The sequence below is a fragment of the Sphingomonas sp. PAMC 26621 genome (assembly GCF_000251145.1).
In the GTDB taxonomy this organism is placed as follows: Bacteria; Pseudomonadota; Alphaproteobacteria; order Sphingomonadales; family Sphingomonadaceae; genus Sphingomonas.
Window position 1 is genome coordinate 21,689 of the sequence record NZ_AIDW01000034.1, and the last position, 6,399, is coordinate 28,087.

General features: G+C 68.7%; 4 protein-coding genes. All 4 read left to right on the forward strand.

The window, feature by feature from the left end:
* Window positions 1–32: 32 nt before the first annotated feature.
* Complete coding sequence (locus tag RI03_RS16510; protein WP_010218693.1) at window positions 33–1,064, forward strand: quinone-dependent dihydroorotate dehydrogenase; 1,032 nt, start codon at window positions 33–35, stop codon at window positions 1,062–1,064.
* Between the two features lie 417 nt (window positions 1,065–1,481).
* Entirely contained in the window at window positions 1,482–3,242 is a 1,761-nt protein-coding gene (ggt, locus tag RI03_RS16515) for a gamma-glutamyltransferase (RefSeq protein ID WP_010218694.1), read from the forward strand.
* 44 nt (window positions 3,243–3,286) lie between these two features.
* The gene (locus tag RI03_RS16520; protein WP_010218695.1) at window positions 3,287–5,071 is read left to right on the forward strand and encodes an AMP-dependent synthetase/ligase; all 1,785 of its coding nucleotides are present in this window, start codon (window positions 3,287–3,289) and stop codon (window positions 5,069–5,071) included.
* Between the two features lie 101 nt (window positions 5,072–5,172).
* Window positions 5,173–6,234 carry an SMP-30/gluconolactonase/LRE family protein gene (locus RI03_RS16525; RefSeq protein WP_010218697.1) on the forward strand — a complete coding sequence of 354 codons (1,062 nt, stop codon included), beginning with the start codon at window positions 5,173–5,175 and terminating at the stop codon, window positions 6,232–6,234.
* Window positions 6,235–6,399 lie beyond the last annotated feature (165 nt).

Genomic DNA, 6,399 nt, shown 5'->3' on the forward strand with positions numbered 1-6,399 from the left:
ACGCGGCCTCGCACCAGTGTCATCAGGCCCGCATGCTGTTCCCCCTCCTCCGCCCCGCGCTGTTCGCGCTCGATGCCGAACAGGCGCACGGCCTGACGATCACGCTGCTGTCGCGCTTCCCGCGCACCGCCCCGAAAAGCGCCCCGATCCTGCGGACCACCGTCGCCGGGCTCGATTTCGCCAACCCGCTCGGCCTCGCTGCCGGAGTCGACAAGAATGGCGAGGCGATCGACGGCTTCTTCGGGCTGGGCTTCGGCAGCGTCGAGATCGGAACGCTGACGCCGCTACCGCAAGCGGGCAACCCGCGCCCGCGGCTGTTCCGGCTGGTCGAGGACAAGGCCGTCATCAATCGCATGGGGTTCAACAACGGCGGGATCCACGCCGCGCTCCCGCGCGCGCAGGCGGCAAAGCGGCGCGGGGTGCTCGGTATCAACGTCGGCGCGAACAAGGACGCGCCCGACCGGATCGCGGATTACGCGCATGGCGTCGCGGCGGCCGCGCCGATCGCGGATTACGTCACGGTCAACATCTCCTCCCCCAACACGCCGGGCCTGCGCGATCTCCAGCATGGCCGCGAGTTGACCGACCTGCTCGCCGCCGCCGACGAGGCGCGCCGCATCGGCGATCCGCCGCGGCTGTTCCTCAAGGTCGCGCCCGATCTCGACGCGTCCGCGATCGACGCGATCGCGCGCGCGGCGATGGAGCATCATGTCGATGCGCTGATCGTCAGCAACACGACGATCTCGCGCCCCGATTTGCGCTCGGCCAATGCGGGCGAAACGGGCGGCCTGTCGGGTGCGCCGCTCGCGCCGCTCGCACGCGCGCGGTTGCGCGATTTCCGCAAGGCGACGGGGGGCGCGATGCCGCTGATTTCGGCGGGCGGGATCGACAGCGCGGAAGAAGCCTATGCCCGCATCCGCGCCGGCGCGAGCCTGGTGCAGCTGTATAGCGCGCTGGTGTTTCATGGGCCAGGCTTGGCGCAACGCATCCTGCGCGGGCTGGCGGAGGCGCTGCAGCGGGACGGGTTCGCGAGTGTTGCGGCGGCAGTGGGGGCCGACGACTGAGGCGCGCGGTGCTGTAGTAAGACGAAGAGCCAGGAGCCCGAGACCACCAGCCCCCCGTTCGTTTCGAGCGAAGTCGAGAAACCGGCGTTGTGCCAGGTTTCTCGACTTCGCTCGAAACGAACGGGAGGGACGTTTTTGACAATAGTCCTACGCGCCACGCTTGAGCCGGGAATGGACCGAGATCGGCCAACCCCCGCCAACTTCCGCGTCTTCTCTTCGCGGCTTTGCGGCTTTGCGCGATCAATCCTTCCTTCTTCCCCAGCCCGCCTTGGGCTGCACCGCCGCGCGAATCCTCCGACCGAGGGACGCGCACCCCGGTGGATGCTGAAACGAGTTCAGCATGACGGGGGATGGGGAAGTGCGCCGTACCGAAACCCCAACCTTGCCTGACCACCAAAGCGCGCTACGGTCCCGCGCATGGTCAAGTCGTTCGTAACCCTCGCGCTCCTGCTGCTCGCCCCCACCGTCGCCGACGCGCGGCGGACCGACCCCAAACCTGCCGCGACCCAAGCCGGCACCGGCATGGTCAGCGCCGCCGACCCGCGCGCCGCCGCGGCGGGCGTCGAGATCCTCAAAGCCGGCGGCAGCGCCACCGATGCCGCGATCGCGACGATGCTCGCGCTCAACGTGGTCGAGCCGCAGAATTCCGGCATCGGCGGCGGCAGCTTCATGATCCACCACGATGCCGCTGCCAACGCGACGACCAGCTTCGACGGCCGCGAAGCCGCCCCCGCCGCCGCCGATGCGCGCTGGTTCTACGGCAAGGACGGGCAGCCCCTCCCCTTAACGCAAGCCGTGCCGGGCGGGCGCAGCGTCGGCGTGCCGGGCAACCTGCGGATGATGGCGCTCGCGCACAAGCGTTACGGCGTGCTCCCCTGGTCGCGGCTGTTCGCGCCCGCGATCAAGCTCGCGCAGCTCGGCTTCACGGTCACGCCGCGGCTCCACAACGGGCTCGCCAATTTCGGTGACCGGCTCGATCCCGCAGCGCATGCGCGCTTCTTTCCCGTCGGCAACGAACCCGTCGCCGTCGGCACGATCTTCCGCAACCCCGCACAAGCCGCGCTGTTCGCCAGGATCGCGAAGCAGGGCCCCGATGCCTTCTACAAGGGCGCGGTCGCGCAGCGGATCGTCAAGGCGGTCAACACCTCGCCGCGCAACCCGTCGAAAATGACGCTGGCCGACCTCGCCGGCTACCGCGCCAAGGAACGCGCGCCGATCTGCGGCACGTACCGCGTCTACAGGATCTGCGGCATGGGCCCGCCGGGATCGGGCGGGGTCGCGGTGCTGATGATCCTCAAGCAGCTCGAACGCTTCGACATGGCGGGGCTCGGCAAGACCAGCCCGGTGGCGTGGCATCTGTTCGCCGAATCCGAACGCCTCGCCTACGCCGATCGCGACATGTACCTCGGTGATCCCGAGAAGGTCGACGTCCCCGCCAAGGGCCTGCTCGACCCGGCCTATCTCGCGCAGCGCTCCGCGCTGATTGCGACCGACCGCACGATGCCGAGCATCACCGCGGGCACGCCCCCCGGCGCCCCGCCGCGCCAGCTCGCGCCCAATGCCGACGTCCCCGGTACGAGCGATCTCGTCACGGTCGACCGGCGCGGTAACGTCGCCGAAGTCACTACCACGATCGAGAGCTATTTCGGCTCAGGCCTTTCGGTCGACGGCGTGCAGCTCAACAACGAGCTGACCGACTTCGATTTCGTCCCCGAGAAGAACGGCACCCTCGTCGCCAACCGAGTCGCCGGGGGCAAGCGCCCGCGCAGCTCGATGTCGCCGACGATCGTCTATAACCCGGACGGATCGGTGCGGATCGCGATCGGGGCGGCGGGCGGCTCGACGATCATCGCGCAGGTGTCGAAGGCGCTGATCGCGGTGCTCGACTGGAAAATGAGCGCGCAGGATGCGATCGGGCTCGGTTTGCTATATGCTCCGGGCAAGACCGCGGCGGCGGAAAAGGGCACGCAGCTCGACGCGATGATCCCGGCGCTCCGCGCGCTTGGCGAACGCGTGGTGAGCGCGCCGCTCGGGCTGAAGGCGAATGCGATCGAACGCGTGGGTGGCCGCTGGGTCGGTGCGGCCGATCCGCGCAGCGAAGGCGTCGCGATCGGCGAGGACGGGCGCAGGACCGAGATCGTCCGGGTCGGCACGCTCGCCAACCGCCCGCCGGAATAAGTTTACGCAGTCGAACACGACGCGTTATCTGCAGGGAGAGACCCATGCGTACCCTCGAAACCTTCCCCAACCTCGTCGCGATGTTTCTCGCGCGCGTGACCGAGCAAGGCGACGCGCCGTTCCTGTGGCACAAGGCGGGCGGCGCCTGGCGCTCGCGCAGCTGGACCCAGACCGCGCGCGAGGTCGCGAGCCTGGCGGCGGCGCTGAAGGCGATCGGGCTGGTGCCGGGCGACCGCGTCATGCTGGTCAGCGAGAACCGCCCCGAATGGTGCATCGCCGATCTCGCGATCATGGCGGCGGGGTGCATCACCGTGCCGACCTACACGACCAATACCGAGCGCGACCACACGCACATCATCGAGAATTCGGGCGCCAAGGCGGTGATCGTCTCGACCGCGAAGCTTGCGAAGACCTTGCTCCCCGCCGCGATCCGCGCGTCGACCGCGAAGATCGTAATCAGTATCGAGGACATGCGCAGCGGCCAGCAGGGCGCACTCGAATTCCACCATTGGGACAAGTTGCTCGCGGACCACGCCGCCGAACCCGCGACGATCCGCACGAACGCGACGCGGGGCGATACCGCGTGCATCCTCTACACCAGCGGCACCGGCGGCGCGCCGCGCGGGGTGATGCAGCATCACGGCGCGATCCTCCACAATGTGTTCGGCTGCTGCACGATCATCTCGGAGGATTTCGGCTGGGACGACGAGATTTTCCTCTCGTTCCTGCCGCTGAGCCACGCCTATGAGCATAGCGGCGGGCAGTTCTTCCCGATCGCGCTGGGCGCGCAGATCTATTATTCCGAAGGCCTCGACAAGCTCGCCGCGAATATCGAGGAAGTCCGCCCGACGATGATGGTCGTCGTGCCGCGGCTGTTCGAACTGCTCCGTGCGCGCATTTCGAAGGCGGTCGAGAAACAGGGCAAGCTCTCGACCTATCTGCTCGGGCGGGCCGAGGCGCTCGGCAGCAAGCGGGCGGCGGGCAAGGCGGGGCTGCTCGACAAGCCGATGGACCTGCTGCTCGGCGCGACGCTGCGGCCCAAGATCCAGAAGCGGTTCGGCGGGCGGATCAAGGCGATGGTGTCAGGCGGCGCGCCGCTGACGCCCGAGGTCGGGACCTTCTTCGACGCGATCGGGATCACCGTGCTGCAAGGTTATGGCCAGACCGAGTCCGCGCCGGTCATCTCGTGCAACCGCCCAAAGGTCGGGATCAAGATGGACACGGTCGGCCCGCCGCTTCCCAACACTGAGGTGCGGATCGCGGACGATGGCGAAATCCTGGTGCGCGGCGAGTTGGTGATGAAGGGCTATTGGCGCAACGACGCCGAGACCGCGCGGGTGTTGAAAGACGGTTGGCTGCACACCGGCGACATCGGGGTGATCGACGCCAAGGGGCGGATCCAGATCACCGATCGCAAGAAGGACATCATCGTCAACGACAAGGGCGAGAATGTCGCGCCGCAAAAGGTCGAGGGGATGCTGACGCTGCAACCCGAAATCTCGCAGGCGATGCTGTTCGGCGACCGGCGGCCCTATATGGTCGCGGTGATCGTCCCCGATCCCGAATGGACCCAGCAATGGTGCGCGCGGAATGGCGATGCGTGCAACTTCAAGCGGCTTGCGGAGAACAGCGAATATCGCACCGCGCTCGGCCATGCGGTCGAACGCGTGAATGCCGAACTGTCGCTGACCGAGCGGATCCGCCGCTTCGTGCTCGCGGACGAGCCGTTCGCCATCGAGAACGAGCAGCTCACCCCGTCGCTCAAGATCCGGCGGCATGTGCTGAAAGAAGTGTACGGCGCGCGGCTGGAGAGGTTGTACAAGGCGTAACCGCGCCTGCGCCCCTTGCGCCGTCGCCACGATCGCTGGACGAGACGGCGCGGTGGTGCGACGATAGCGATACCATCCGCCAGCTCCGGGAACCGCCGATCGTGTCGCCCTACACCCTACCCTCTGCCGACACGCGTTTCGCGGGCGAGCCGACGCGCCGCACGCTCCTCGCCGGAATGACCGCGCTTGCGGTGGCACCCGCTTTGCCCGCGGCGGCGCTGGCGGCGGACGCCGCTCCGGGGATCGAGCGCCTGTCCCCCGCCGCCGACCGTTATCTTGCGCCGGGCACGACGATCGAGACGATCGCCACCGGGATCCGCTGGGCGGAAGGGCCGGTGTGGGTTCCCGCGCTCACCGCGCTGCTGTTCTCGGATCCGCCCGCCAATCTGATGCGGCGGTGGACGCGGGCGGGGGGTGTTGCGCCGTTCCTGACGCCGTCGGGTGCGGCCGATGCCGACCCGAAGACGATCCGCGAGGCGGGATCGAACGGCCTCGCGCTCGCGGCGGATGGCGCGCTGGTGATCGCGGACAGCGGCAGCCGCGCGCTGATGCGCTACGATTTCGCGAGCCGGAAACGGACCACGCTGGTCGATCGCTATCGCGGCAAGCGGTTCAACAGCCCGAACGACCTTCACATCGCGCGCTCGGGCGCGATCTATTTCACCGATCCACCCTATGGCCTGGTCGATGGCGATACCTCGCCGCTCCGCGAGTTGCCGCACAACGGCGTGTATCGCTGGACGCGCGGCGGGGAGACGGTGCTGATCGACGGGACGCTCGCCCGCCCCAACGGGGTCGCCTTGTCGCCCGACGAGCGCAAGCTGTACGTCTCGGTGTCGGACGACAAGGCGCCGCGGATCATGGTCTACGATCTCGACGCGCGCGGATTGCCGACCGCGCGGCGGGTGTTCCTCGATGCGGGCCCGATGCATGGCCCGGGTCTGCCCGACGGAATGAAGGTCGCAGCCGACGGGACGCTGTTCTGCAGCGCGCCGGGCGGCTTCTACCTGATGACCCCTGAGGCCGAACCGATCGCGCGGATCGCCAATGGCGGCCCGATCGCGAACGGCGCGTTCGGCGAGGGCGGACAGACGCTGTTCCTCACCGCGAACGACCGCGTGCTGCGCGTGCCGCTTGCGCGATCGGCGACGGCGCGGGGGTAGCGTTCCGGTCGGGGCGGCTACGCCTTTACTACCGGCGTCACCCTGAACTCGTTTCAGGGTCCACCGTGCCGCAAGTCCTGTCCGTGCCCGCTGCGCAGTGGATGCTGAAACGAGTTCAGCATGACGGCGGGGGGGGGGGGGGGGCCCCCCCCCCCCCCCCCCCCC